The organism is Nocardiopsis salina YIM 90010 (genome assembly GCF_000341025.1).
In the GTDB taxonomy this organism is placed as follows: Bacteria; Actinomycetota; Actinomycetes; order Streptosporangiales; family Streptosporangiaceae; genus Nocardiopsis; species Nocardiopsis salina.
This window is the reverse complement of the sequence record NZ_ANBF01000032.1, coordinates 58,304-79,959: the sequence shown is the minus strand read 5'-3', so window position 1 is coordinate 79,959 and position 21,656 is coordinate 58,304. Positions and strand designations below refer to the sequence as shown.

Genomic DNA, 21,656 nt, shown 5'->3' with positions numbered 1-21,656 from the left:
GTGGACGAGGACGAAGCACCCCGGCATCCGACGCCCGTAGCCCCGGCCGAGCCCGCGAGGCCGTGACAAGAGGACCATGTACTACACAGACCGTGGGATCGAGGAACTGGAGAACCGCCGCGGTGAGGAGGAGTTCAGCTTCGCCTGGCTCTCCGAGCAGCTGCGGGTGTTCACCGACCTGAACCCCGAGTTCGAGACCTCGGTCGACCGCCTGGCCACCTGGTTGGCCCGGTTGGACGACGAGGACGACGAGTAGGCAGTACCGGCCAGGGGGCCCGGGTCCGTGCGCGGACCCGGGCCCTTTCCGTGTGTCCGGCCCCCGGCCCCCACCCCTGCTCGGGGTCGTCCCCGAGGCAGCCCCGAGGGATCCCGGACCGACCCCCAGGATCCACGACATATCTTGAGTTCACCCCACTCGCGACATATCGTGAGAGACACGGAGCGAGTGAAGGGACCTCTCAGATGTCACACTGGACCGTCGACAGGCCGACGACCCAGACCCTGGACGGCATCGTCGCGTTGCGCGTCCGGATCATCGGCGGCCACGTCAACATCCTGCCCACGGACGACCCCGTGACCTTCGAGATCACCGACGTGGTCGGCGAGCCGGTCACGGTCTCCCAGGAGGCGGGCATCCTCACCATCCACTACGAGGACCTCACCGCACAGGGGCTGCTCGACCGGCTCAAGCCGGTGCAGCTCGGCACGTACAAGGGCGTGGGTTCACGCAGGGCCACGGTGAACCTGCGGGTTCCGTCCCAGTGCCCCGTCGAGGTCACCACCGCGAGCGCCCCGGTCGTGGCGGCCGGGTTGACCGCGCGGACCAACATCAGGACCGGGACGGGCGAGGTCACCCTCGACGACGTCTCCGGTGACACCGACATCAACACCGCTTCGGCCGACGTGTCGGTGCGCGGGCCGGGTGGCAGTCTCGGCTTCAACAGCGCGAGCGGGCGCATCGCGGTGGCCGGCGGGCGACTCTCGTCGCTGCGGGCCAACACCGCCTCGGGGCAGATCCTGGCCGACTCGGACCTCACACCCTCTGCGAAGGTGCGGCTCAAGACGGTCTCCGGCGAGATCGCCCTCCGAGTGCCCGCGGAAACCTCCGCCTCCGCGGAACTGCGCTCGGTCACCGGGACCCTGGACTCCGACTTCGGGCTCGACCGCAAGACCGCGACCGCCCGCAACGCGCTGAGCGGAACACTCGGCGTGGGTGTCGACCCCGCGTCCATCTCCACCACCACCGTGTCCGGACGCACCGCCCTGCTGCGGCGTGCGCCCGAGGCACCCGCGGCGATCCCCGAGGGGGCCTGAATGAGCACCATCTTCGGCCACGGCAGACTCCGCCTGTATCTGCTCAAGATGCTGGACGAGAGCCCCCGGCACGGCTACGAGATCATCAGCCTGCTGCGCGACCGGTTCCTGGGTGTGTACTCGCCCTCTCCCGGCACGATCTACCCACGACTGGCCCGCTTGGAGGAGGAGGGCCTGGTCACGCACACCGAGGAGGGCGGCCGCAAGGTCTACCGCCTCACCGACAAGGGGCGTGAGGAGCTCCGGGAGCGCGAGAGCGATCTGGACGACCTGGAGCAGGAGATCACCGACTCGGTGCGCGACATCGCCCGCGCGGTGAAGCAGGACGTGCGCGCCACGATCAGCTCGCTGCGGGAGGAGCTCAAGTTCTCCCAGGCCCGCCGCGAGGAAGGGACCACCGACGCCCCGGAGCCCGACGGGGAGGCCGGGTCCGAGGACCGCGGTTCCGAGCGGCAGGGACCGAGCCTGACCGAGGAGTGGGTGCGCTTCACCCGCTCGTTCAGCAACCTGGGGTCGTCCTGGCGGGGCTCGCAGGAACGCGGGAAGCCATCCGGCGGCGAGCAGGCCGCTGAACCCGACCAGCGGTCCGACGGCGAGCCGGAGAGCTCGGGTGGCCACGCGTTCGACCGGGAGCTGCGCGACTTCAGCGACCGGGTGCGCGATGTGGTGCGCGAGGCCGGCAGTGTCGGCGGCGCGGCCGCGGGCGACCTGCGGCGCATCCTCGACGAGACGGTCGAGGTCATCCGCAAGGACGTGCGTTCCTGGGGCCCGCCGCGCAGCGGCTCGGAAGGCGCGGAACCGGAACCGGAGACCGCCCGGGAAGACCGCCCCGGCGATCCCCCGCCCTCCGACGGCGACCCGTGGGGCGCCGCCGTCGACGAGGACGGCGAGTCCACCGAACGGGAGTGACACGCCCTGCACAGGCCCGGGAGGCGACGCGGGGGCGCGCCTCCCGGCGCGCAGGGGCAGGACGTTCCCGAGGGCGCGCTGCTCCGGAGTCCTCACCGATCGTGGAAATCACGCCCGACGAACTCCGTGAACTGCTCTGAGCGTCCGTGACACGACGGAAGGGCGGGGCCGGTCGCGACCGGCCCCGCCCTCATGCGTCGGTGGGCGTCAGGCGACGCCGTCGGCGCGCGCCTGCTCGGCCACGGCCCGCGCGACGGCGGGCGCGACCCGAGAGTCGAAAGGGCTGGGGATGACGTGGTCGGCGGTCAGCTCGTCGCCCACGAGGTCGGCCAGCGCACGCGCGGCGGCCTGCTTCATGTTCTCGGTGATGTCGCTGGCGCCGGCATCGAAAGCGCCCCGGAACATCCCGGGGAAGGCCAGCACGTTGTTGATCTGGTTCGGGAAGTCGCTGCGTCCGGTCGCCACGACACCGGCGTACTTGCGCGCGACGTCGGGGTGCACCTCGGGGTTGGGGTTGGCCATCGCGAAGATGATCGCGTCCTCGGCCATGGTGGACACGACCGACTCGTCGACCTCCCCCGCGGAGAGACCGATGAAGACGTCGGCGCCCTCGAGAGCGGACTCGATGGAACCGGTCAACCCGGTCTTGTTGCTGATCCCGGCCAGCTCGCGCTTGATGGGGGTGAGACCCTCGCGGCCCTCGTGGATCATGCCCTTGGAGTCCGCGACGGCGATGTCGCCGATGCCCGCGTCGACGAGCATCTTGGTCACCGAGACGCCGGCGGCACCTGCGCCGGAGACGACGGCCCGCAGATCGCCGAGACTGCGCCCGCTCAGGCGCGCGGCGTTCCGCAGGGCGGCCACGGTCACGATCGCGGTGCCGTGCTGGTCGTCGTGGAAGACGGGGATGTCGAGGCGCTCGCGCAGGCGTGCCTCGATCTCGAAGCAGCGCGGGGCGGCGATGTCCTCCAGGTTGATCCCGCCGAAGGAAGGCGACATGCGCGCGACGGTCTCGACGAACTCGTCCACGTCGCTGCAGGTGAGCGCGATCGGGACGGAGTCGACGCCTGCGAACTGCTTGAAGAGCAGGGACTTGCCCTCCATGACCGGCAGGGAGGCCTCGGGGCCGATGTTGCCCAGGCCCAGAACGGCGGTGCCGTCGGTGACGACGGCGACCAGGTTGCTCTTCCACGTGTAGGTGTCGACGAGCGCGGGCTCGTCGGCGATCGCGTCGCAGACGCGGGCGACCCCGGGCGTGTAGGCCAGGGAGAGCCCTTCGTGGTCATTGACGTCGACGGACGAGTTCACGTGCAGCTTGCCGCCGCGGTGGAGGGCGAAGGCCGGATCCTCGTCACGGTGCGCGGCGGAGTTCTCCAGGTTCTGGGTACGCGAAACGGTGGTCAACTCACTCAAACCCTTCAGGTCTGTACTGCCGCCTGCCGTCGGCCATGACGGTGGACGGTGGTGGAACGCGGCCCGCGTGCGAAGACGCAGGGTGCTAGGGGAGCTCCTCCGGCGCCGGTCGGCCATGACCGGTGGTGTCGCCGGGGAGTCGTGCTTCGCCGGACTCCTATGCGAGTACTGCGCGGCCGCCTCATTCAGTCGGGGATGACCCGTTACCCAATTCTCTCACAACGGTGATCCGAGGAAAATCGCGGGTGTGCAGGATGAGGCGGCACTGACGATTACCGTCATGTATCCCGAATGTCGCACAGACCTGGGCGGTGGACCCCTCGATCGTCTCCGACCAGTCACTTCATGAAGAAGGAAGAAGGAGACCGCACATGGCCCTGCGTACGCGATCCTCACATCGGTACGTCCTCGGCGCCCTCCCCCTGACCGCCGCACTGGTGCTGGTCGGATGCGGCAGCGAGGGCGAAGCGGACGAGACCGCCGGCGAGACCGTCACCATCGGGGTCGAGGCCGAGTACCCGCCCGGGGAGTACCTGGACACCGACGGCGAGACGGTCCTCGGCTTCAACGTCGAGCTCGTCGAGGCCGCTCTGGCCGAGATGGACATGCAGGCCGATTGGGAACCCGCCAACTTCGACCGCATCATCCTGGGCGTGGACTCCGGCAACTACGACATGGGCTCCTCCTCCTTCACCATCACGGAGGAGCGCATGGAGCAGGCCAACATGGTCAGCTACTTCTCCTCCGGGACGCAGTGGTTCGCCCAGGAGGGCAACCCCTCCGACGTCGACCCGGACGACGCGTGCGGCATGCGGATCGCGGTGCAGAGCAACACCACGCACGACGACGACATCGAGGCCCGCAGCGAGGCCTGCGTCGAGGACGGCGACGACCCGATCACGATCGAGAAGTTCCCGAACCAGCCTCAGGCGACCGAGACCGTCGTCTCCGGTGTCAACGACGCCTCCCTCGCGGACATGCCCACCTCCGCGTACGCCCTGGAGCAGACCGGCGAGGGCGTCCTGGAGTTCATCGGCGACCAGTACGACGCCGCCCCCTACGGCATCGTCATGCACCAGGACGACACCGAGATGGCCGAGGAGCTCGCCGAGGCCTTCAACACCATCATGGAGAACGGCACCTACGACGAGATCCTCGAGGAGTGGGGCATCGACGTCGGTTCCATCGATGCCGCCGAGCTCAACCCCGACGTCGAGGGGTAACCCGCCGTCCCCTCTCCACCCCCGCTCCCCCTCCCCCGGCTCCGGGCGGGCGCGAACCCGGCGCCCGCCCTTCTCCCGTCCAGCGGTCGGCGGCCCACCCGCCGACCGCACGAGTGAAAGACCGATCTGTGTCCACACCGACCGAACCGGCGGAGGGCCCGGCACCGGACAACCCGCAGCCGAGCCGCCCCGCCGAACCGATCACCGCCGTCCCCGTCCGATACCCGGAGCGGTGGGTCGCCGCGGGCGTCGTCCTGGTCCTCGCCGCGATGTTCGTGCACATGCTGTTCACGAACGAGGCCTTCAACTGGCCGTTCATGTGGGACAACATGTTCTCGGAGCCGGTACTGCGCGGTGTCTGGGTGACCCTCAGCGCGACCGTGCTCTCGATGGTCATCGGCATCCTGTTGGGTATCGTGCTGGCGGTCATGCGCCTGTCCGGCAACCCCGTACTGGTCACCGTCTCCTGGCTGTACACCTGGTTCTTCCGCGGTGTCCCCCGGCTCGTCCTGGCCGTGCTGTTCGGCAACCTGGCGATCCTGTACTCCACGATCCACATCGGTCTGCCCTTCGACAACTACTGGATGCCGCTGCTGGGCCTGGAGGGTGACGCCCGCTTCTTCGAGATCGACGTGCGCACCGTGCTGAGCGGGTACATGGCCGGTCTCCTGGCGCTGTCGCTGTCCGAGGGCGCCTACATGGCCGAGATCATCCGCGCCGGTCTGCAGTCGGTGAACAAGGGCCAGACCGAGGCGGCCCAGGCGCTGGGGATGAGCCGCGGCAAGATCCTCCGCCGCATCACCCTGCCCCAGGCCATGCGCGTGGTCATCCCGCCGACCGGCAACGAGACCATCGCGATGCTCAAGGACACCGCGTTGCTGGCGTACGTTCCGGTCACGATCGAGCTGTTCTACCAGCTCCAAGCCATCGGTACGAGCACTTACCAGATCTTCCCGATGCTGGTCGCGGCATGCCTCTGGTACCTGGCCGCCACGAGCGTCCTGATGGTCGGCCAGTACTTCATCGAGCGCCGGTTCAACCCCGAACAGCGCGGCGCCAGGATCCGCACGGTCGGAGGGGCCCACTGATGAACGAGAAGAACGAGGCCTTCATCGAGACCACGGAGGGTGCGGAGCTGCCGCCCGACTCCCTGGTCGTGGCCGAGAACGTGTACAAGAGCTTCGGCCGCCTGGAGGTGCTCAAGGGCATCGACCTGGAGGTGCGCCGCGGTGAGGTCATGTGCGTGGTCGGACCGTCGGGTTCGGGCAAGTCCACGTTCCTGCGGTGCATCAACCACCTGGAGAAGCTGACCGCGGGCCGGCTGTGGGTCGACGGCGCGCTCATGGGGTACCGGCAGAAGCGCGGCCGCCTGTACGAACTGCGGGACCACGAGATCGCCGCGCAGCGCAGCGAAATCGGCATGGTCTTCCAGCGCTTCAACCTGTTCCCGCACCTGACCGCGCTGGGCAACATCATCGAGGCGCCGGTCCAGGTCAACCGGGTCCCGAAGGCCGAGGCCGCGGAGCGGGGCAAGGAACTGCTGGAGCGGGTGGGCCTGCCGGACAAGGCCGACTTCTACCCGGAGCAGCTCTCCGGCGGCCAGCAGCAGCGCGTGGCGATCGCCCGCGCGCTGGCGATGGAGCCGAACCTCATGCTGTTCGACGAGCCCACGAGCGCTCTCGACCCCGAGCTGGTCGGTGAGGTCCTGGACGTCATGCGCGACCTCGCGAAGAACGGCATGACGATGATCGTGGTCACCCACGAGATGGGTTTCGCCCGCGAGGTCGGCGACTCCCTGGTGTTCATGGACGACGGAGTGATCGTGGAGTCCGGTTCCCCGGTGGAGGTCCTCAGCGACCCGCAGCACGAGCGCACCCGGGCGTTCCTGTCCAAGGTGCTCTTCTGAGGCGGACCCCAGCACTGGGGTGTTCTTCCGGCATGCCACGCAGGGCCCTGCACACGACCGTGTGCAGGGCCCTGCACACCTCGGGGTGTCCTGCTCCACACTCGCCCCGAGAGCAGAACTCTGTACACCCGTGGTGCGTCAGTCCCCGTAGCGGTCTTCCGCACCCCTCCCCCGACCGGAACGAGGAGACTCCACCATGGCCGGCCTGTACCTGCTCGTCGCGCTCGCGTCGCTCATGTGCCTCGCCATCATCATCCGCCCCCAACTGCTCTGGCATCTGTCGGCCTGGCAGTACAAGAACCCCGAGAAGAACGAGCCCAGCGACGCCTGGTACACGGCGCAGCGGCTCGGCGCTGCGTTCTCGCTCGTCGTGCTCCTGATCATGGTCTCGACCGTGGCCTGACACGCACTCGACCCCGGCGATCACCCACCGTGCCGCCCTTGACCAGGAGACGCAGGGGAACCAGAGTCATGGTGTGGACATCCCCTTTCCAGGAGTGGCATGGCATCGCGTTCGGAACGCAGGCACCGGGAGAACCCCGCCGACCGGCAGGACCATGGTGAACGCGTTCCGGGGCCGGTTCTGCACCGGACCAGGGAACTGCTGTGCGCAGGCGCGCGCGGGCGCACCCTGGAGGTCGGTGTGGGTTCCGGCCGCAACCTGCCCTTCTACCCGCCGCAGGTGCGGCTGACCGCGATCGACACCGACCCGGCCAAGGTCGAGCGGGCCCGCGAGCACGCCGCCGAGCTGACACTGCCGAGCCGTTTCCTCGTCGGCGACGTGCAGGACCTCGACTTCCCCGACCGCTCCTTCGACACCGTCATGTGCACCCTCACGTTGGGCGCGGTCGAGGACCAGGCCGCGGCGATGCACGAGATGTACCGGGTCCTGGAACCCGGGGGCCGGCTGCTCATGGTCGACCGCATCGGCCGGGCCCGTCTCCCCTTCCGCCTCATCGAGCAGCGCCGCCGCAATCCCCGCCGGTTGCCGCGCGAGGTCGCGGTGGAGGCGGGTTTCCGTGTGGGGCACCACGACCGGCTGATGCTGGGCACGATCGAACGTGTGGTCGCACACCGGCCCTGACCGCTTCGGGCCGCGGGGCTGCGCCGGCCTGCGCATACCCTGGCAGGGACCGACACATTCCGCCCCTGACCAAGGTGATCCGTTTGATCCGCCCCGCCCGCCCCGGCGACGTCCCCGAGATCCATCGGCTGATCGAGGAGTTGGCCGACTACGAGAAGGAACCGGACGCCGTCGTGGCCGCAGAGGGCGACCTGCACCGCGCGCTGTTCGGGGATGCTCCGGCGGTCTTCGCCCACGTGGCCCAGCACACCGGGGACGACGGCACACCCGTCACCGCGGGGTTCGCCCTGTGGTTCCTCACCTACTCCACGTGGACGGGCCGGCACGGGATCCATCTGGAGGACCTCTACGTGCGCCCCGAACACCGGGGGCTGGGCCACGGCTTCGCGCTGTTGCGCAACCTCGCCCGCATCTGTGTGGAACGCGGTTACCGCCGGCTGGAGTGGAGTGTCCTGGACTGGAACACACCCGCCATCCATTTCTACGAGTCCCTCGGCTCGGTGCCGATGGACGGTTGGACGGTCCGCCGGCTGGACGGCGACGCACTGGACGCCCTGGGTGCCTCCGGTGAGTGAGGACGACCGTTCGTCTCGTGTTCGTACGTCGCCGTGTGGACACGATCTGGTCCGCCCTGCGCCAGTGGCAGGGTGAAACGAGATACATTGCTCTCAAGCGGCAACCTCGCCCCCCGAAGGAGGGACGTGACCGAAGAAACCGCCGTGCCCACGGCCGACGCGGCCGGTGTCCGCGACGCTGTCACCGTCAACATGCCCGCGGACAGCGCCTACCTGTCCGTACTGCGGACGGCGACGGCGGGACTCGCCGCGCGACTCGACTTCACCCTCGACGAGATCGAGGATCTGAGGATCGGCGTCGACGAGGCCTGCGCGATGCTGCTCTCCCAGGCATTGCCCGGCACAGAACTGACCACCGAATTCGAACTCACCCCCGAGGGGATGCGCATCTCCGTGTCGGTGCTGACCGCCGACGGACGCCTCCCCGCCCGCGACACGTTCGCGTGGACGGTCCTGTCCGCGCTCGCGGGTGACGTCGACGCCGAAGTCGGCCCTGACGACCGCGTCTACATCGTTCTGTACAAGCGTCGCGGCACGCTGGAGCCGACGTGAGCGAAAGGGGGCCCGCTCTGACAGCCAAGACCGAACACGCGGTGCCCGACCGGGCACGCGCCAGAGAGTTGTTCGAGCGCCTGAGTGAACTCGACCCGGAGTCACCGGAGCGGCGAAGGATCCGTGACGAGCTCGTGGAGCTCCACCTCCCGCTGGTGGAGTACCTGGCTCGCCGGTTCCGCAACCGCGGCGAGTGGCTGGACGACCTCACCCAGGTCGCGACGATCGGTCTGATCAAGTCCATCGACCGCTTCGATCTGGACCGGGGCGTGGAGTTCTCGACCTACGCCACGCCCACGATCGTCGGTGAGATCAAGCGTCACTTCCGGGACAAGGGCTGGGCGGTGCGGGTTCCCCGTCGCCTCCAGGAACTGAAGCTCTCGCTCACCAAGGCCGTCAGCGACCTCTCCCAGAGGGAGGGGCGCTCGCCGACGGTCGCCGAGCTCGCGAGCCACCTCAACATGTCGGAGGAGGAGGTGCTGGAGGGCCTGGAGTCCGCCAACGCCTACTCGACGGTGTCCCTGGACGCCCCGGACAGCGGGGACGAGGACGCCCCTGCTGTGGCCGACTCGCTGGGGATCGTGGACGAGTCCCTGGAGGGGGTGGAGTACCGGGAGTCGCTGAAGCCGCTCCTGGAACAGCTGCCGCCGCGAGAGAAGCGCATCCTGCTGCTGCGCTTCTTCGGCAACATGACGCAGTCCCAGATCGCCCAGGAACTGGGCATATCGCAGATGCACGTCTCCCGGTTGCTGGCACGCACGCTCGCCCAGCTCCGGCAGGCACTGACCACGGACGACTGACCCGGCATCCGGCGGTCGCCCAGGGGCGGCCGCCGGGGGTCATCCCCGTCCGGTCTCCCGTGCCGCCGACCACCGGGCCGCGCGCAGCGCGGCCGCCGCCCCCAGATACAACAGGAACCCGGCGGTGGGCAGCGCCCCGACCCCGTGCATCCCGGGCCCCGCGAGAGCGCACCAGGCGAAACCCGTGAACGCCGCGGGGAACGCACACCAGACCACGACCGCGCGGGCCCTCAGCGCCGCTCCGACGCCCTGGAACCTCCCGGCCCGCCATCCTGCCCCCGACGGGCCCGTCCGTGCTTCCACGGGCCCCAGGAGCGCCAGCAGCACGACCATCACCGCACCCACCCCCAGCACCCACGGCACCCGGAGCAGGAGCCACTCGGCCGAACCCACGGCCGGCTGCGGCATCAGCCCCGTCCCGTACAGGAGGACCCCGGCGAGGATCGCCGCGCTCATGTGCCACAGGAACAGGGTCAGCACGACCGCGTTCACCCCGACCACGGCGGTCCAGGCCCCGGCGGCGCGCAGCAGGCGCCGGGCCGGCCCGGCCAGGGACAGTGCCAGACACATCTGGGTGAGGCCGAGCAGGAGCAGCGCCAGGCTCGGGGGCGAGGCGTTCCCCATCTCCGCGCCGGGCACGTCGACCATGCTCACGGGGTATGGGCCGAACACCGTGAGCGCGCACACCAGGGCGAGCCCGAGCGCGGTGAGCCCGGACCACAGTGCGGGGCGCCCGGCCCCGGGGCGGTCGTGGAGCACGAACCCGCACTGGTGCAGAGCAACCCAGACCAACAGGTGGTTGGCCTCTCCCACCCCAGGCACACCGAGTCCGAGGCGCAGCAGGTCCAGCACGGCGACGAGGGCGACCAGAACCACGGGGAACGCCGCACCGAACCTGCGGTGGAGCGCATACAGCCCGGGGGCCAACAGCACCACGGCCAGGTACGCGGTGAGGAACCACAGGGGGATGGTGGCCGCCCAGACCGCGAGGCCGATGATCCCCGGGTCCGTGCCGAGCAGACCCGCGACGAGGGCGGCCGCCCACCACAGGCACAGGAACAGGGTCGTGGGGCGCAGGAGGCGATCGGTGCGCCCCAGCAGCCATCCGGTCGTGTCGCCGCCCTTGCGCCGGTGCGAGGCCAGCGAGGCCGCGTGCGAGTACCCGCCGACGAGGAAGAAGACCGGCATGACCTGGAAGAACCACGTCAGGGGCTCGGCCCAGGGCAGGTCGGCCAGAGCGTTGGCGCCGTCGATGCCGTCACCGGTCTCGACCACGACCATGAGCCAGTGCCCGAGGGCCACGAGCACGATGGCCAGGGCGCGCAGGAGATCGATGTAGCGGTCGCGGCGGGCCGGTGTGTGTTCCGCGGCCTCACGCACCCCGGCGAGGAGGCGTCGGGGGCCGTTCACCGGCGGTCCCGGGCACGCGGGCGGCTGGTCTGGGGCATGCACCCTGGTTACCGGCGTCCGCCCTGCGAGTGTGTGAGGTGCGGGTCCTCGCGTGTCCCCGTCATCGGCCGGAGACGGCGGTCAGCGCTTCTTCTTCTGCTCTTCTTCGACGGGGAACAGGGCTGCGGTCGTGGGCGGGGAGAGGACCGCAGCACCGGCGGCGACCGCGGTGGCACCGAGCAGGGCCGCGGAGCCGTACTGCTCGCCGGTGAACATGTAGTAGGCGATCACCGCGAGGAAGAGCTGTGTGACAAAGACCGGGGTGCGTGCCCAGTCGTTGAGCTGCCAGAGGCCGTGGGCGACGAACACCAGCAGCGCGCCGACACCGAGGCCGGCGGCGGCCAGCGGGACCGCGGACATGACGTCGTTGACCTGTCCGGTGACGGCCGCGTAGAGGCTGTAGAGACCGCCGAGCGCGGCCCCCAGTCCGATCAGACCCTGGAGGACAGCGGCAATGGTGATGGTGAAGGGACGCGAAGACACCCTCCGAGCCTATCCGCGTGCCCGGGGTGCCCCTACACTGGCCGGGTGCGTGCCCTCTTCGTCGTCAACCCGAAAGCGACCACCACCACCTCCAGGTCGCATGAGGTCATCGAGGGTGCCCTGCGTTCGGAGCTGGACCTGACCACGGTCGTGACCACCCACCGCGACCACGCGCGCGAGCTGGCGTGCTCCGCGGCCGAGCAAGGGTACGGCCTGGTGATCAGTCTGGGCGGTGACGGCACCGTCAACGAGGTCGTCAACGGTCTGCTCGAGGCGCCCTCCCACCTGCCCCGCCCTCGGTACGCCGTCCTGCCCGGCGGCAGCGCGAACGTCTTCATCCGTTCCCTGGGGGTGCCCGGAGAACCTGTCGAGGCCACCGGGACGATCCTGAGAGCGCTCCGGGAGGGCAGTGAGCGCGAGATCGGCCTGGGCCGGGTCGACGACGGCATGGCCGGCCGGTATTTCACGTTCTGTGCCGGTTTCGGCTGGGATGCCGACGTCGTGCAGCGGGTCGAGGACGAACGCGGCAACGGGCGCAGGGCCACACCGGCGCTGTACGCGGAAGTGGCGATGAAGCTCTTCTTCCAGGGCGATATCCGTGATCCGTCACTGACCGTGTCGGGGGGCGGAACATCTCGCGACAACGTGTATTTCGCGCTGGTCACCAACACGTCCCCGTGGACCTACGCGGGTTCGCTACCGTTGCAGCCCACCCCGGCGTCCCGTTTCGAGTTGGGCCTGGACGCTTTCGCGTTGACGCACTCCTCGACCGCCGTGACGGGGTGGATTCTGTCCCAGATGTTCTTCCCCAAAGGCCTGCCCGCGGAAGGCGAGGGGTACCTGACCTGGCACGACGAGGAGGCGCTGACGATCACCTCCGGGCACCCGCGTGCGTTCCAGATCGACGGCGAATACCTGGGGGACCGCGAACAGGTCAACTGCCGATCGCTACCGAAAGCGTTACGAATCATCTGCTAATTGCACGCCGAGAACGAATTCCGGACCACTGTGACGCATGCGACACCGTGATCAGGACCTTTGGCATCGGGGACCTCTTGCATGGGTCGTTGAACCCTGCCACGCTCAAGATATCGCCGCGAGTTACGGGCGAGTTAACTTGGGCGCCCCCACACGGTCGTGGGGTGGACCTCCGAAACACCTCGGCAGGAATTCACCGACGGGTTCGGCCCGCCGGGCTCCCGATGCACATCCGCGCACGCACACGATCGATCGTGAATCCCTTCACAACCCCCGATCGTCTCACCGTGAGGAGTGGACCGCATGGACTGGCGCCACGACGCAGCCTGCCGTGACGAAGACCCGGAACTCTTCTTCCCCATCGGCAACTTCGGCCCCGCCCTGATCCAAATCGAGGAGGCCAAGGCGGTCTGCGGACGCTGCCCCGTCAGCTCCGCCTGCCTGCAGTGGGCCCTCGAGAGCGGACAGGACGGCGGCGTCTGGGGCGGCACCAGCGAGGAGGAGCGCCGCGCGCTCCGCAAGCGCGGTGCCGGCCGGCGCACGATGGCCCGCACCTACTGAACATCCGAAGGCCCCGCCCGGCGCAGCGGGGACCCTCATCCCCGACCTCCGCAGGGTGAAGGACGGCCGGACCGGCCGCCCTACCTGCGAGGGATCTCCTCCTCCTCTCCCTCCAGCGGCAACCTGATCGCCACCTCGGTGCCACCGCCCTCCTTCGGTTCGATCTCCAGCGACCCCCCGAGCTCGCCGACGATGAGGGTCCTGACGATCTGCAGCCCCAGGCTCTTGGTGCCCTCCAGATCGAAGCCCTCCGGGAGCCCGCCGCCGTCGTCGGAGACCGCCAGTTCCAGACGGCTCGAACCCGGGAAACCGGGCCCTGCGTCGTAGCGCCGCACCCGCACCTCTATGTGCCCCGGACCCTGCCCCAGGCCGTGTTCCACGGCGTTCTGCACCAGCTCCGCGAGCACCATCGACAACGGTGTGGCCACCAGCGCGTTGAGCAGCCCGAACCCGCCGATCCGCCGCGGGATCACCGCCCCCTTGGTCGAGGACACCTCAGCGGCCATCTGCATGACCCGGTCGGCGATGTCGTCGAAGTCCACGACCTCGTCGGGGGTGTGCGAGAGCATCTCGTGCACGATCGCGATCGAACCCACGCGCCCCACGGCCTCGTCCAGCGCCGTACGCGCCTCGGGCACGTCCAGGCGCCGGGACTGCAGACGCAGCAGCGCCGCGACGGTCTGCAGGTTGTTCTTGACCCGGTGGTGGATCTCCCTGATCGTGGCGTCCTTGGTCATGAGCTCGCGTTCGCGGCGCCGCAGCTCGGTGACGTCCCGGATCATCACCAGGGCGCCGATGCGCACACCATCGATGACCAGCGGTATCGCCCTCAGCTGCACGGTCACGCCGCGCGCCTCGACCTCGGCCTCCTGCGGGGCACGCCCGCTGGCGGTGTAGGTGAGGTTCTCGTCACGGGCCTCCCCCGGCGCTGCCAGTTCCAGGGTCGTGCGGTCCAGGCGCCCGCCCACGAGATCGGCGGTCAGGCCCAGGCGGCGGTACGCAGAGAGCGCGTTGGGGCTGGCGTAGACGACCTCGCCGTTCTGGTCCAGGCGCAGGAGCCCGTCGCCGACACGGGGTGAGCGCACCATGAGCGGGCCCTGGTCGCTGAACGGGAAGGCGCCCTCAGCGATCATCTGGGCGAGGTCGCCGGCGCTCTGCAGGTAGGTCAGCTCCAGGCGACTGGGGGTGCGGGCCGAACTGAGATTGGTGCTGCGCTGGATCACCCCGATGAGGCGGCTCTCACGGCGGACCGGAACGGTCTCCTCGCGCACCGGGACCCCGCCGGACCAGTCGGGGTCACCGTCGCGGCAGATGCGCCCCTCCTCCCAGGCGCGGTCGATGAGCGCCCTGCGTCCCACGACCCTGGGGGCCGAGCGCGGATCGACATCCTTCATGTCGTCGCGCAGGACCGTCTCCACCAGGTCGTCCTGGAAGGCAGTGGGCCCGGTAGTGGGCCGCATCTGCGCGATGGCGACCCAGCCGTCGTCACCGCGCAGGCGCACCCACAGGACGAGGTCGGCGAAAGAGAGGTCGGCCAGCAACTGCCAGTCGGAGACCAGGGAGTAGATCCACTCCAGGTCGGCTTGTTTGAGTGACGTGTGACGCCTGATGAGATCACTGAGGTGAGGCACTCACAAATCATCCCATGAAGGAAGGCATACTCAAGGGGTACGCACTCAACCAGTGGTCCATACCAATCGGTGGCCGAAACGGGCTCCCCCACCGCCCGGAGCACCACCGGCCGGCCACGGCGACCGAGGGTGCGCGTGAGACCGGGACGCGGCGGAGGAGACGGATGACCGGCCGGCAGACGATCGACGGCAACCCCAGGGTGCCGAAGTACTACCAGGTCAAGAAACAACTGCTCGAACTCATCGAGGCCATGCCCGCGGGCAACCCTGTACCTCCCGAGCGCGCCCTGGCCACCCAGTTCGGCACCTCTCGCACGACGGTACGCCAGGCCCTGACCGAGATGGTGGTCGAGGGACGGCTGCTGCGGGTCCAGGGAAAGGGCACCTTCGTGGCCAAGCCCAAGGTCGCGCAGGTCCTCCAGCTGACGAGCTACACGCAGGAGATGCGGGCACACGGTCTGCACCCCGCCACCCGCATCCTCGACGTGAGTTACATCAACGCCGACGACCAGCTGGCCGAGCTCCTGGCGATCCGATCGGGCGGCCGGGTGCTGCGTATCGAACGGCTGCGGCTGGCCAACGGCGAACCCATGGCCGTGGAGACCGCGCACCTGGCCGCCCGGCGCTTCCCGGGCCTGCGCCGGCAGCTGGACCGCTACGCGTCGCTGTACGAGGCCCTGGCCAGCGCCTACGACGTGTCGCTGGCCGAGGCGGAGGCTTCCATCGAGACGGTGCTGGCCACCCCGAACGAGGCGCGGCTGCTGGGCGTGGACGTGGGCCTGCCCCTGGTCCTGCACTGCCAGCACAGCTTCGACGGGGACGGGCACCCCGTCGAGTGGGTGCGCTCGCTCTACCGCGGCGACCGGTACAAGTTCGTCACCCGGCTGCGGCCCCCGACGGACTGAGACGGCCGAGCGGCCGGGGCCCGCGGGCTCCGCCGGGACGGACTCACTCCACGACGGCCAGCAGGTCGCCCTCCTGCACCACGTCCCCCTCTGCCACGGCGACCCGGGTGACGGTCCCCGCGCCTTCGGTGAGCACCGGTATCTCCATCTTCATGGACTCCAGGAGCAGCAGCGTGCCGCCGGCCTCCACACGCTCGCCCTCGGCGACCTGGAGCTCGAAGATGTTGGCGACCATCTCCGCGCGGATCTCTGCCATGGTGTGCGCCTCCCCACGGGTTCGGTGGTGTCCGGACCGACTCTCTCACGGGTGAGGGAGGCCCCGGTCACGGCCGCGTGAGGACCCGGGCGAGGGCGTCGACGACCTCGGGGTCGTACTCGGTCCCGGCGTCCATGCGCAGGCGCTCCACGACCGCGGCACGGCGCTCCGCACCTCCACCCGCACCGACGAGATCGTCGAAGGCGTTGGCGACCTTGATGATGCGGCTGGCCACGGGGGGGTCCCCGGCCCGGCCGTCCCCGCTGACCGGTTCACACTGGCGGCGCACGGTCTCGGCGACGGTGTCGAGCACCCCGGTCTGACGGATGATGCCGGACCCGAGCTCGGCGATGCGGCGCTGTTCCAGGGGCGAGGCGAGCACCGTCGCTCCGCCGGCTATGGGTTCGCTCAGGGAGAGCTGGCCGATGTCGTGCATGAGGGCGGCGTACTCCAGGCTGAGAAGGTCGGCCTCGGAGAACCCCATCTCGCACGCCATCGCGTGCGAGATGCGGCTGACGCGGCGCGAGTGCCCGCTCTCGACGTAACCGCCCACCTCGGTGACCCGGGACAGCGCCCGCACGGTCTCCAGGTAGGTACGGCGGATCTCGGCGTAACGGCGGAAGGCCACGTGCGAGACGAGCAGAGGCGCCGAGAACACCAACAGGCCCACGAGGCCGGAGACGCTGCAGGCCAGGGCGATGAGCACCGCTCCGGCCCCGATGACACCGCCGACCGCGGACTGAGCACGCACCTCGTCGCGCACCGTGACCCACAGACGGGTGCGCAGGCGCTCGGCCCTCAGCAGCGCGGCCAGGCAGGCGTCCACGAGCCAGGCGGCACTGACAAGGGCCAGCATGAGCAGGGTGGCGGTGACCGACAGCCCCGAGAGCGAGAGCTCCTCGGCCATGGGACGGAAGGCCGACGCCAGGAGCATGACGGTCAGCAGGCGGCGGGCGGCGTCCTCGGGACGGGGCGCGCGCCCCACCGCCACGTGCGGGAGCTCGCCCATGAGAACACCGATCGCGGCGACCGCCACGACCTGGGCGGCCGAGTGCTCGAGCGGGCCCTGCCCCAGGCTGACCACGAACGCGTAACTGATGGCCCCGGCAGTTGCCACCGGGGCGACCTCGCGGTCACCGGGCAGAGTGATGCGGGCCAATTCGCCGCCGGCGACGAAGAGGCAGAAGACGAGCGCTACGGCGGGTTCCTCGACCCCGGTCAGAGCGGTCCACAGCAGGGCCCCCGCCGAACCCGCGGCGACCAGGGTCAGAAGGGTGGCGCGCAGGGGACGGCGGGTCCAGTCCTCGTGCTCGGGCGCCCGCTGCTCCATCACTCGCGCCCACCCGGACCGGTGAGGTCTCCGGAGCCCGTTCCGGCCGTGGCGACCTGGCCGAAACAGCCGCCGGGCGGCTCCTCGATGTCGGGTGTGCGCCAGCCCTCACGTTCGACCGCCCGGACCAGGGCCTCGACCATGCGGGGGTCGAACTGGGTTCCTGCGCAGCGGCGCAGCTCGGCGATGGCGTCCTCCACGCTCCAGGCCTTGCGGTAGGAGCGGGTGGAGGTCAGGCAGTCGAAGACGTCGGCGACGCTGATGACCCGCGCCGACTCGGGGATCTCCATGCCCACCAGGCCCATCGGGTAGCCGCGTCCGTCCAGGCGCTCGTGGTGGTGGCGGATGCCGGCGAGGGCCTCGTCGAGGAAGCCGATCTCGCGCACGATCTCGTAGCCCCGGGTGGGGTGGAGCTTGATGGCGGCGTACTCGTCGTCGTCGAGTTTGCCGGTCTTCTGCAGGACCTTGGTGGGAACCCCGAGTTTGCCGATGTCGTGCAGCATCCCCGCGTAGCGGATCTTCTGCACGCGCTCGGCGGACATGCCGAGCTCGCGGGCGATCATCGCCGACCCCTCGGCCACGCGCATGCAGTGGCCGCGCGTGTAGTGGTCCTTGGTCTCGACCGCCTGGCACAGGGTCTCGAGGGTGGCTTCGTGGGCCCGGACCTCGTTGGCCTGCTGGGTGAAGGTCCACCTGGCGATGAAGAGCGGGAAGAGCACGAGCAGGGGCGCGATGATGCCGACGCCGGACCAGATGGCCGCGATGGCGAGGCCGACCATCTGGTATCCCAGCGAGGTGACCTCGACGACGGCCAGGGGGCGGCGGCCGAGCACATCGCGGCTGAGGTGCTTGACCGCCCCGAGGGTCCACAGCAGTGCGCTCATGAGCGCGAGGTTGACGACGGTGTGGGTGACGACCGCTGCCAGGTAGGGAGCCAGGACGGCCGGGAAGTCCTCCGGTCCGGGGGACCCGACCGGGCCGCCCAGCATGATGTAGACGAGTCCGGCGGCGTAGGCCGAGAGCGCGAACTGCGCCCCGTTGAAGGCCCGTTTGACCACCGCCAGCCGGCGGATCACGAGGCAGGCGGAGAGCCCGACCACCGCGGCCCCGACCGGCCCGAGCAGGACCACCGAGGCCAGCGCGACCGCGGCACTCGGGGAGATCCCCGCTCGGACGTCGGACAGCACCGCCGTCCCGATCGATTCCGCGACCACGAAGAGGACCGCGAGGAACACCAGCGTTCGCAGGTCGATCCCCGCATGGGGACCGATCAGCACCACGGCCGCCGCGCTCACGACGACGACCCCGACGTAGACGCGAGCGCCCCCTGGTAGAGCCCGCACCCGTGTTCACCCCCCACCGACTGGCGACCGGACCGTCATGATTTCACCGGTTCTGTTCTACCACCAGGACCATCCGTTGAAGGTGGACGCGGCCCCCACAGTGGTGGCAGTGCTGAGCATCGAAGCGACGTTCATCCGGAACTCCTTCCTCTGTCGCGCAGCGCTTCGGCGGCCCCCGAACACGCTGCGCAAATTACCCCATTCGTTGGATATGGAGGCCAGTTTAACGGCCAATCACAGCGCAACGATTACCACTGACCCGAACGGCCGCCGACCCGCCGGGAAACGGCCCCATATTTTTCGCCATATGGAATTACTAAATCAAGTCGTAATTCTGTACAGCTACTCTGAGTGATCGACCAGCCAAACCACTGGAGGTCGAGTTCCCCGTCCACTGGGCGCCTTCATGCCGATTTGACACAGGCCCCATCAGCAATAACTACTACGAGTGACGACCAAGATTCGCCTTGAAGAAGTTCGGCAAAAACATTCCTGTCCAACCGTGACTCGAGAGAGTACCGCGCTTCGGGCGTGTCACCGGAGCCCCGGCCCACCCCCAGGCATTGGGGCACCCGACCAAAACCTGGTCCACCTGATGGGTTCCATAACTGAATTTCCACAAACACCGCAAACCGGAACAACGTACACCACAACGGGACAGAAATCATTCCGGCCCAGCAGCGGAAGACATAAAAGGCGGCGGCCGAACAATTCGGCCGCCGCCGGTCGTCGTGTGTGCCCGTCTCAGGCTGGTGCGTTCGGGGGCTCCGCGCCGGCTTCCTTGGCCAGCTGCTCGTTGCGTGCCTGGGCCAGCCTGGTCAGGACCTTGTCCCGCAGGTCGAGCGGGACGGGGTCGCATCCGCAGTGCTTGGCGACGAGCTTCTTCACGGCCTCTTCGAGCCCGTACTCCTCCAGGCAGGGGGAGCAACCGTCGAGGTGCTCTCGCACCACGTCGTAGTTGCCGGCCTCCAGCTCACCGTCGATGTAGGTGTACAGATTGTCGAGGACCTCGCTGCACGGGGTCTCGTTGTCCTTGCCGTGCCCAGCGCTCATCACCGGTCTCCTCGATCCGACCCAGCCTTCTCGGCCCGCGGCTCCGCAGACCCTGTCACCGCACCTGCCGCCTCGGTCGCACGCGAGGCGGGAAGGAAGCCGCGGTCGACCGCGTACTCCTCCAGCAACGTGCGCAACTGGCGCCGGCCGCGGTGCAGACGGGACATGACCGTCCCGATCGGCGTCCCCATGATCTCGGCGACCTCCTTGTACGCGAACCCCTCGACGTCGGCGAGGTAGACCGCGATCCGGAAGTCTTCGCCCAGCTCCTGCAGAGCCCGCTTCACGTCGCTGTCGGGGAGGTGCTCGAGCGCCTCCGCCTCGGCGGACTTCAGACCGGCCGCGGAGTGCGACGCCGCCTGGGCGAGCTGCCAGTCCTCGACGTCCTCGGTCCCCGCCTGCTTCGGCTCACGCTGCTTCTTGCGGTAGGAGTTGATGAAGGTGTTGGTGAGGATGCGGTACAGCCACGCCTTGAGGTTCGTCCCCTGCTTGAACTGGTGGAACGAACCGAACGCCTTGGCAAAGGTCTCCTGGACGAGGTCCTCGGCGTCCGCGGGGTTCCGGGTCATCCGCAGCGCCGCGGAGTAGAGCTGGTCGAGGAAGGGAAGGACGTCCCTCTCGAACCGCTGATCGCGCTCCTCGGCTGTCTCCTGCTCCTGGCCCATTTCCAAGCCTGTCGGCCTCCTCGCGCTGTTCCCCGGTGGGACATCCGTATCGTCCCAACGATACGTTCCCACAGGTGGGGCCGGGGCATCGGCCTCGCGTGACGTCGCCCGCGTCTCCTCGCGCTCCAGGCACGACCCAGCTGTCGGCATCTGGCAGCCGCCTCCTCGGAGTCTCGTGTCAAGCCCCGGGTGCTCGTCCCGGGGCGCGGTGTCGTGTCACAACAACGGCGCACCCGGCCGAATTCCGCCGCCCGTGGGGGACGAAGGTCCCGCTCGGTGGAAACTTCGCCGTTCGGGCCTGTCGGTGGAGGTGAGGCATGGCAGAGTGCGGGTAGGACCATTTGAAGGATGGGAGAGGAGTGCACGTGCGACCGTCCTCGACCCCGGCTTCGGACAGTCCCCGTTCACCGGCTGCGCAGTTCGCCGCCTCCGACCGGCTCTCGGACTACTGGCGGTTCTACTGGGCGGTCGCCGAGGCCCAGATCTCCCGCTGGCTCCCTTCCTCCCCCTCCCGGCTTCTGGACCTCTCGAGCCCCGACTTCCAGGGCACACCGCGCGCCGTCGCCGCGGGCCACGACGTCGTCACGCTGCTGCCGTCCACGGACGTGGCCGTGCGTCGCCCGCTCACCCTGGTCAACGGCCGCTCGCCGGTGCCGCACCCGGCCCCGCGCGGGCGGCTGCGGCACGTGGTGGGCGACTCCGCGTTCCTGCGGGGGTTCGCCGGTTCCTCCTTCGACGGGGTCATCGCCGACAACCGGGTGCTCTCACGCCATCTGGCCACCGAGTCCTCGGTCGCGGAGGTCGCACGGGTACTGCGCCCGGGCGGTCGGGCACTGCTGGTGGTCGACTCCGTGGTGCTGGGGATGGCGCTGCTGGCCGAACAGGACCGCTGGCCCGAGCTCAGCCACGCCCCGAGCGCGGACGTGCTGCTGGTGCCGTGGCCGGACGGCTCGATCACGCGGTGCTTCACCGCAGAACAGCTGACCGAGACCCTCGCCGACTCCGGCCTGGAGCTGGAGTGGGTCAAGCCCCGCACGGTGCTCTCGGCCTCGACCGTCGAGATGATGCTCGACCGGGATCCCCGTTCCATGGGGCACCTGGTCGAGATGGAGATGCGGGCGACCGAGTCCGACGACTACGTCGGCGTGCACCTGGTCGCGAGCGCCCGCAAGCCCGCCTGAGACACACCGGCCCGGCGCCGCACGGACGCCGGGCCGGGGGCAGGG

24 protein-coding genes are annotated in these 21,656 nt (G+C 69.5%); 15 read left to right on the top strand and 9 right to left on the bottom strand.

Annotated elements, in window-relative coordinates; translation table 11 throughout:
- Positions 1-76: 76 nt before the first annotated feature.
- From D474_RS0103475 to D474_RS0103465, 3 genes are all read left to right on the top strand, one after another.
- On the top strand, positions 77-256 hold the full coding sequence (locus D474_RS0103475; protein ID WP_017612207.1) for a DUF6104 family protein: 180 nt from the start codon (positions 77-79) through the stop codon (positions 254-256).
- 206 nt (positions 257-462) lie between these two features.
- The gene (locus D474_RS0103470) at positions 463-1,314 is read left to right on the top strand and encodes a DUF4097 family beta strand repeat-containing protein (RefSeq protein WP_017612206.1); all 852 of its coding nucleotides are present in this window, start codon (positions 463-465) and stop codon (positions 1,312-1,314) included.
- Positions 1,315-2,223: a PadR family transcriptional regulator gene (locus tag D474_RS0103465; protein ID WP_017612205.1), complete on the top strand. Its 909-nt coding sequence runs from the start codon at positions 1,315-1,317 to the stop codon at positions 2,221-2,223. It abuts the gene before it with no gap.
- A gap of 207 nt (positions 2,224-2,430) precedes the next feature.
- On the opposite strand, the gene D474_RS0103460 is transcribed toward D474_RS0103465, so the two are convergent.
- Positions 2,431-3,627 (bottom strand): NAD(P)-dependent malic enzyme, encoded by a 1,197-nt coding sequence (locus tag D474_RS0103460; protein WP_017612204.1) that lies wholly within the window; start codon positions 3,625-3,627, stop codon positions 2,431-2,433.
- A gap of 380 nt (positions 3,628-4,007) precedes the next feature.
- On the opposite strand from D474_RS0103460, the gene D474_RS0103455 reads away from it, so the two are divergent.
- The 8 genes from D474_RS0103455 (at position 4,008) to D474_RS0103420 (ending at position 9,776) form a co-directional block, all read left to right on the top strand.
- Positions 4,008-4,859, top strand: a complete 852-nt coding sequence (locus D474_RS0103455; protein ID WP_017612203.1) for an ABC transporter substrate-binding protein — start codon at positions 4,008-4,010, stop codon at positions 4,857-4,859.
- Between the two features lie 128 nt (positions 4,860-4,987).
- A complete protein-coding gene (locus D474_RS0103450; RefSeq protein ID WP_017612202.1) occupies positions 4,988-5,947 on the top strand; it encodes an amino acid ABC transporter permease in 960 nt (319 codons plus the stop codon).
- Positions 5,947-6,765, top strand: coding sequence for an amino acid ABC transporter ATP-binding protein (locus D474_RS0103445; RefSeq protein WP_017612201.1), 819 nt, complete (start codon positions 5,947-5,949; stop codon positions 6,763-6,765). Before D474_RS0103450 ends, D474_RS0103445 begins: the two co-directional genes overlap by 1 nt.
- A 196-nt stretch (positions 6,766-6,961) precedes the next feature.
- Positions 6,962-7,168: a DUF6199 family natural product biosynthesis protein gene (locus D474_RS27510; RefSeq protein WP_017612200.1), complete on the top strand. Its 207-nt coding sequence runs from the start codon at positions 6,962-6,964 to the stop codon at positions 7,166-7,168.
- Positions 7,169-7,267: 99 nt separating this feature from the next.
- Positions 7,268-7,849, top strand: coding sequence for a class I SAM-dependent methyltransferase (locus D474_RS0103435; RefSeq protein WP_017612199.1), 582 nt, complete (start codon positions 7,268-7,270; stop codon positions 7,847-7,849).
- An 83-nt stretch (positions 7,850-7,932) separates the two neighbouring features.
- Positions 7,933-8,424: a GNAT family N-acetyltransferase gene (locus tag D474_RS0103430; protein WP_017612198.1), complete on the top strand. Its 492-nt coding sequence runs from the start codon at positions 7,933-7,935 to the stop codon at positions 8,422-8,424.
- A gap of 126 nt (positions 8,425-8,550) precedes the next feature.
- Positions 8,551-8,976, top strand: a complete 426-nt coding sequence (locus tag D474_RS0103425) for an ATP-binding protein (RefSeq protein WP_017612197.1) — start codon at positions 8,551-8,553, stop codon at positions 8,974-8,976.
- Positions 8,977-9,017: 41 nt separating this feature from the next.
- Positions 9,018-9,776 (top strand): RNA polymerase sigma factor SigF, encoded by a 759-nt coding sequence (locus D474_RS0103420; RefSeq protein WP_083931723.1) that lies wholly within the window; start codon positions 9,018-9,020, stop codon positions 9,774-9,776.
- 39 nt (positions 9,777-9,815) lie between these two features.
- Here the strand turns inward: D474_RS0103420 and D474_RS0103415 are convergent, their stop codons facing one another.
- Both D474_RS0103415 and D474_RS0103410 read right to left on the bottom strand, forming a co-directional pair.
- Positions 9,816-11,186, bottom strand: coding sequence for an acyltransferase family protein (locus D474_RS0103415; RefSeq protein ID WP_017612195.1), 1,371 nt, complete (start codon positions 11,184-11,186; stop codon positions 9,816-9,818).
- 120 nt (positions 11,187-11,306) lie between these two features.
- Positions 11,307-11,708 (bottom strand): hypothetical protein, encoded by a 402-nt coding sequence (locus D474_RS0103410; protein ID WP_017612194.1) that lies wholly within the window; start codon positions 11,706-11,708, stop codon positions 11,307-11,309.
- Positions 11,709-11,753: 45 nt separating this feature from the next.
- Between D474_RS0103410 and D474_RS0103405 the strand changes: the two genes are divergently transcribed.
- On the top strand, positions 11,754-12,686 hold the full coding sequence (locus D474_RS0103405) for a diacylglycerol/lipid kinase family protein (protein WP_017612193.1): 933 nt from the start codon (positions 11,754-11,756) through the stop codon (positions 12,684-12,686).
- Positions 12,687-12,989: 303 nt separating this feature from the next.
- Positions 12,990-13,247 carry a WhiB family transcriptional regulator gene (locus D474_RS0103400; RefSeq protein WP_017612192.1) on the top strand — a complete coding sequence of 86 codons (258 nt, stop codon included), beginning with the start codon at positions 12,990-12,992 and terminating at the stop codon, positions 13,245-13,247.
- Positions 13,248-13,327: 80 nt separating this feature from the next.
- Here the strand turns inward: D474_RS0103400 and D474_RS0103395 are convergent, their stop codons facing one another.
- Positions 13,328-14,878 carry a sensor histidine kinase gene (locus tag D474_RS0103395; protein WP_017612191.1) on the bottom strand — a complete coding sequence of 517 codons (1,551 nt, stop codon included), beginning with the start codon at positions 14,876-14,878 and terminating at the stop codon, positions 13,328-13,330.
- A gap of 164 nt (positions 14,879-15,042) precedes the next feature.
- Here D474_RS0103395 and D474_RS0103390 point away from each other — a divergent pair, with 164 nt between their 5' ends.
- A complete protein-coding gene (locus tag D474_RS0103390) occupies positions 15,043-15,783 on the top strand; it encodes a GntR family transcriptional regulator (RefSeq protein ID WP_017612190.1) in 741 nt (246 codons plus the stop codon).
- Between the two features lie 43 nt (positions 15,784-15,826).
- Here D474_RS0103390 and D474_RS0103385 read toward each other — a convergent pair whose 3' ends face one another.
- The 5 genes from D474_RS0103385 to D474_RS0103365 form a co-directional block, all read right to left on the bottom strand.
- Positions 15,827-16,039, bottom strand: a complete 213-nt coding sequence (locus tag D474_RS0103385) for a biotin/lipoyl-binding carrier protein (protein WP_017612189.1) — start codon at positions 16,037-16,039, stop codon at positions 15,827-15,829.
- Positions 16,040-16,106: 67 nt separating this feature from the next.
- The gene (locus D474_RS0103380) at positions 16,107-17,369 is read right to left on the bottom strand and encodes an HD-GYP domain-containing protein (RefSeq protein WP_017612188.1); all 1,263 of its coding nucleotides are present in this window, start codon (positions 17,367-17,369) and stop codon (positions 16,107-16,109) included.
- On the bottom strand, positions 17,369-18,646 hold the full coding sequence (locus D474_RS0103375) for an HD-GYP domain-containing protein (protein WP_239646994.1): 1,278 nt from the start codon (positions 18,644-18,646) through the stop codon (positions 17,369-17,371). Before D474_RS0103375 ends, D474_RS0103380 begins: the two co-directional genes overlap by 1 nt.
- Positions 18,647-19,456: 810 nt before the next feature.
- On the bottom strand, positions 19,457-19,765 hold the full coding sequence (rsrA, locus tag D474_RS0103370) for a mycothiol system anti-sigma-R factor (RefSeq protein WP_017612186.1): 309 nt from the start codon (positions 19,763-19,765) through the stop codon (positions 19,457-19,459).
- Positions 19,765-20,430, bottom strand: a complete 666-nt coding sequence (locus D474_RS0103365) for a sigma-70 family RNA polymerase sigma factor (protein WP_017612185.1) — start codon at positions 20,428-20,430, stop codon at positions 19,765-19,767. The genes rsrA and D474_RS0103365 overlap by 1 nt, the downstream gene beginning before the upstream one ends.
- Positions 20,431-20,789: 359 nt before the next feature.
- Between D474_RS0103365 and D474_RS0103360 the strand changes: the two genes are divergently transcribed.
- Positions 20,790-21,611, top strand: coding sequence for a class I SAM-dependent methyltransferase (locus tag D474_RS0103360; RefSeq protein ID WP_017612184.1), 822 nt, complete (start codon positions 20,790-20,792; stop codon positions 21,609-21,611).
- Positions 21,612-21,656 lie beyond the last annotated feature (45 nt).

Bases quoted from the DNA above. Each gene is read 5' to 3' on its own strand.
- D474_RS0103475 (WP_017612207.1), top strand. From the start codon at position 77: ATGTACTACACAGACCGTGGGATCGAGGAACTGGAGAACCGCCGCGGT.
- D474_RS0103470 (WP_017612206.1), top strand. From the start codon at position 463: ATGTCACACTGGACCGTCGACAGGCCGACGACCCAGACCCTGGACGGC.
- D474_RS0103465 (WP_017612205.1), top strand. From the start codon at position 1,315: ATGAGCACCATCTTCGGCCACGGCAGACTCCGCCTGTATCTGCTCAAG.
- D474_RS0103455 (WP_017612203.1), top strand. From the start codon at position 4,008: ATGGCCCTGCGTACGCGATCCTCACATCGGTACGTCCTCGGCGCCCTC.
- D474_RS0103445 (WP_017612201.1), top strand. From the start codon at position 5,947: ATGAACGAGAAGAACGAGGCCTTCATCGAGACCACGGAGGGTGCGGAG.
- D474_RS27510 (WP_017612200.1), top strand. From the start codon at position 6,962: ATGGCCGGCCTGTACCTGCTCGTCGCGCTCGCGTCGCTCATGTGCCTC.
- D474_RS0103435 (WP_017612199.1), top strand. From the start codon at position 7,268: ATGGCATCGCGTTCGGAACGCAGGCACCGGGAGAACCCCGCCGACCGG.
- D474_RS0103400 (WP_017612192.1), top strand. From the start codon at position 12,990: ATGGACTGGCGCCACGACGCAGCCTGCCGTGACGAAGACCCGGAACTC.
- D474_RS0103390 (WP_017612190.1), top strand. From the start codon at position 15,043: ATGACCGGCCGGCAGACGATCGACGGCAACCCCAGGGTGCCGAAGTAC.
- D474_RS0103385 (WP_017612189.1), bottom strand. From the start codon at position 16,039: ATGGCAGAGATCCGCGCGGAGATGGTCGCCAACATCTTCGAGCTCCAG.
- D474_RS0103380 (WP_017612188.1), bottom strand. From the start codon at position 17,369: ATGGAGCAGCGGGCGCCCGAGCACGAGGACTGGACCCGCCGTCCCCTG.
- rsrA (WP_017612186.1), bottom strand. From the start codon at position 19,765: ATGAGCGCTGGGCACGGCAAGGACAACGAGACCCCGTGCAGCGAGGTC.
- D474_RS0103365 (WP_017612185.1), bottom strand. From the start codon at position 20,430: ATGGGCCAGGAGCAGGAGACAGCCGAGGAGCGCGATCAGCGGTTCGAG.